This is a genomic window from Methyloceanibacter sp. (genome assembly GCF_051306395.1).
Taxonomy (GTDB): domain Bacteria; phylum Pseudomonadota; class Alphaproteobacteria; order Rhizobiales; family Methyloligellaceae; genus Methyloceanibacter.
The window spans coordinates 1-4,081 of sequence record NZ_JBPPND010000045.1; the positions used below are offsets into that span (position 1 = coordinate 1).

Annotated in this window: 2 protein-coding genes and 1 pseudogene; 2 read left to right on the forward strand and 1 reads right to left on the reverse strand. The window is 64.0% G+C overall.

Annotated features, from left to right (window positions below):
- Positions 1-304: Rap1a/Tai family immunity protein (locus ACSLE4_RS03260; RefSeq protein WP_435903056.1), on the forward strand; the 304-nt coding region annotated here is incomplete at its 5' end.
- Between the two features lie 145 nt (positions 305-449).
- On the opposite strand, the gene ACSLE4_RS03265 is transcribed toward ACSLE4_RS03260, so the two are convergent.
- Positions 450-824, reverse strand: coding sequence for an OsmC family protein (locus tag ACSLE4_RS03265; RefSeq protein ID WP_435903057.1), 375 nt, complete (start codon positions 822-824; stop codon positions 450-452).
- A 687-nt stretch (positions 825-1,511) separates the two neighbouring features.
- On the opposite strand from ACSLE4_RS03265, the pseudogene ACSLE4_RS03270 reads away from it, so the two are divergent.
- Positions 1,512-4,081, forward strand: a pseudogene (locus ACSLE4_RS03270) (glycosyl transferase); the annotation flags it as partial.

Consider the following 4,081-nt stretch of genomic DNA (forward strand, 5'->3'; position numbering starts at 1 on the left):
TGCTTCCGTTAGCGTTGCGGCCTCGCAGACAGCAAACGCCGCCGAAGATTACGAAAGTGGGGATACGCTGTTGTCCCTTTGCGAGAAGCCTCAGGACAGCTCGCTGTATGGCTTTTGTGCTGGTTACATTATCGGTGCAGCCGACGTGCTAGATGAGAGATCGTTCTGTCCTCCGGAAGGACACGAGAAGCTGCAAATCGTCGGTGTCACCGTTCAATGGCTTCGCAACCATTCTGAGAACCGGCAAGAGCCAGCCCGCTCGTTAGTCGCCAAGGCCCTGGCAGAAAGCTTCCCCTGCAGCTAGCGGGGGGTCAATGCCGCGAGCAAAAGCTGCGACAATGTGGCGCCAACACCAATGAGGGCACGTTCATATTCAGCGACGCACTTGAGGTCGGCTTGGCACTGAGCAGAGATGCCGAGGGGCGAGCCCTTAATTCCGCTTCTGGACCCTAAACGGACTCAACCACGATTTCGCTTTCCAGACGAACTGGGACCGAAAGCGACGAGGTTACAAGGCAGGCGTTTTTGCCCTTCTCAAGCATCCGTTTTGCGCGCTCCGGGTCTGCGCCATTTGGAAGTGTGAGCCGCGGCCTGAGAACGATTTCTGTGAAGTGGGTAGTGCCTTCCTCGCGGTCGACCGTCCCGCTGCCCGACAGATCAAGCGACGAGTAGTCGAATTTGGAACCCCGCGCGACCGCCCGGAATGTGAACATGAAGCACGTTCCCACGGCGGCGAGCAAGAACTGTTCAGGGCTCCATGCATCGCCGGGGCCGTCAAACTCCTTTGGCGGCGCCGAACGTAACGGGGGGACCCCGGCGGCCAACAGCGTTGCATGACCTGTTGGACCACCGCCACCCGCACGGGGTTGATTGAGCCGACTGTCATAGCATAAGTCCGAGGGTGAGCACCGCTTGACTCCGGACGGTGAAGCGCCCCGGAGCCTGGAGCTGGAGTAGAGGTCCCAAAGCTCGCGGCGGCGTCATCCCAGAGGGTGGAACCTCAAGACCAGGTAGATCGTTAAGCTTCAAACTAGGACGCGGCTTGAGCGCCTTGCGCATCCCGGTTGACGTGAATCAAAGCCGCCAATTCTATGGTACCAGCTTCCGTTTGATCGCAGCAGAGCGATGTCCCCTTCCCTTACAGGCCAGTTCGCGGGGATGCATGATCACTTTTAACGTTGTCAAAGAGCAGCACGGGTGGGCCATCCGGATGGGTGAGCGCATGGTGATGCCCTTCCGGTCGAGAGACTTGGCGGTCCGCGAGGCGACCTGCCTCGCCGACGCCATTCGTTGCCACGGCGAGTGCACGGAAGTGATTGTCGAAAGCGCCGAGCCGAACGAGCCGGCCAGAGGGATCAAGGGATCGAACTCGCTTAGTGGTGACCCTGCGGCGCCCTGGGCGGCTGCAGTGACATGAGCGACCTGCAGGCCCGCTGAAAAGGGGCCGCGAGACCATGTTTCTCAAGACGGATGCTTTCGCGCGCTGGCGCAGATTTCGCCAGAGCGCGGAGATGACTCCGCCGCTCATCCGCCTTCTCGGGGGCCCCCGCCGGAGCCCGGTATGGGACGAAGGCGCCCCCATACGGGCTGAGTTCTTCAGCGTCGAACGCCTGGAAGAACACGCACGCAGCCTCGCCGCCGCTCAGACGGTCACGCCCGGCGAGGTGAAGGGCGCCTCGCTGGTCAAAAGGCTCGCCGACAACGAGACTGTGCTGCTCGCGGCTTATCGCAGCATCGCCGAGGCGGTCGATGCCGGCGCGGAGATTACCCCCGCGGCCGAGTGGCTGATCGACAACTTCCATGTGGTCGAGAAGCAGATCCGCGAGGTCCGAGCGGATCTGCCGCCCAGCTACTATCGGCAGCTGCCCAAGCTCGACGGCGGGCCGCTCGCGGGCTACCCGCGCGTCTTTGGCGTGGCCTGGGCGTTCGTGGCGCATACCGACAGCCACTTCGACCCGGAGGTCCTGCGCCGCTACCTGCGCGCCTATCAGGAGGTGCAGCCGCTGACCATAGGCGAACTATGGGCGGCGGCGATCACCCTGCGCATCGTACTCGTCGAGAACCTCAGGCGGATCGCCAAGCGCGTCGTCGACAGCCGGACCGGACGCCGCACCGCAAACATCATGGCTGACCGGTTGCTGGGGGCTGGTGGCCGTGTCGCCGAACCAGCCGAGGCGGTGCTTCCGCCTCACGCGGAGACGAAGGTTCCAGACAGTTTTCTCATGCAGCTGGTCCATCGTCTGCGCGATCAGGATCCTAGCATCGCACCGGCATTGGAGTGGCTCGACATCCAACTGGCCCGGCAGGGAACGTCCGCTGACGCCGTCGTCCGCGACGAGCACCACAGGCAAGTCGCAGGCAGCGTCACGGTGCGCAACATCATCACCAGCATGCGGCTCATCTCCGACGTAGATTGGACGGAGCTGTTCGAGCGCGTCAGCCTGGTGGATGACGTATTCAAGGCCGGAAGCGCCTTCGAGGGCATGGATTTCCCGACGCGCAATCTCTATCGCGACGCCGTCGAACACCTCGCCCGCAACTGTGAACTTACCGAACTGGAGGTGGCCCATGCGGCCGTGGAAATGGCACGAGCGCTTGGGGCGAACGGCGACGCCCGCTTGGCCGATCCCGGCTACTATCTGATCGCGGGCGGGCGGCCCGGGTTCGAAGCGGCGATCGGCTTTAGGCCGTCTCCGAAGACCTGGCCGGGACGGGCCTTCCGTGCGCTGGGGATCGGCGGATATGTCGGCACCGGTGCGGTCCTCGCAGCCGGTCTGCTGGCTATCCCACTGTCATTCGTGGCGTTGAGCGGTGTGGAGTGGAGATGGTTGCTGCTGCTCGGGATTCTGGGATTGGTCCCGGCGATCGACGTGGCCGTTGTGCTCGTCAACCACGTGGTCACCCGAGGTTTCCGCGCCACCTTGCTGCCGGCGCTCGAGCTGCGGGGCGGAGTCCTCGCGGACCTGCGCACCCTCGTTACCGTGCCGACACTGCTGACCTCGCTCAAGGACATCGAGGAGCTGATCGGCCGGCTCGAGATCCACTACCTGGCGAGCGCCCAGGGCGACCTTTATTTCGCGCTGTTGTCCGATTGGCGCGATGCGCCAAGCGAACGCGTAGACGGCGACGAAGAGCTGCTGGCCGCCGCGAAAGAAGCCATCGCGAGGCTAAACCAACGTTACGGACCTGCACCGGGCGGCGACCGTTTCCTGCTGTTGCATCGGCGGCGCGTGTGGAACGAGGGCGAAGGCTGCTGTATGGGGTGGGAACGCAAGCGCGGGAAGCTATGCGAGCTCAATCGGCTCCTGCGCGGTGCCAAGGACACCACATTTCTGGCGCCGCCCGCCGTACCTGCCGACGTCCGGTATGTAATCACCCTGGACGCAGATACGCGGCTGCCGCGCGACACGGTCGGCAGGCTCATCGGCAAGATGGCGCATCCTCTCAACCAGCCGCGCTTGGACGCCGGTCTTGGGCGAGTCGTCGAAGGCTACGGCATCATGCAGCCGCGGGTCACGCCCGCGCTGCCGGTGGGGCGCGAAGGCTCGCTCTTCCTGCGCGTGTTTTCCAGCGCCACCGGCATCGACCCCTACGCTTCGGCCGTCTCGGACGTCTACCAGGACCTTTTCGGTGAAGGCTCCTACACGGGCAAGGGCATCTACGACGTGGACGCCTTCGAGGCGGCGCTCGACGGACGTGTGCCCGAGTCAATGCTCCTCAGCCATGACCTGTTCGAGGGTATCTTCGCGCGCGCCGGCCTGGCTTCCGACGTGGAGGTCGTTGAGGATTTCCCGGCCCGCTATGACATCGCCGCCCTTCGTCACCACCGCTGGGCGCGCGGTGACTGGCAGCTGCTCCCTTGGATTTTTGGACGGGGGCCAAAAAGGGCCGATCGTCGGCTGCGAAGGGGCATTCCCGTGATCGGCCGCTGGAAGATGCTCGACAACCTACGGCGGACGCTGTCGGCGCCGTCTGTCGTTCTGGCCCTGATCGCTGGATGGACCTTGCCGCTTGAAGACGCGGCGGTCTGGACCGGTTTCATCCTGTCGACGATCGTTCTGCCGCCTCTCATTCCCGTGAT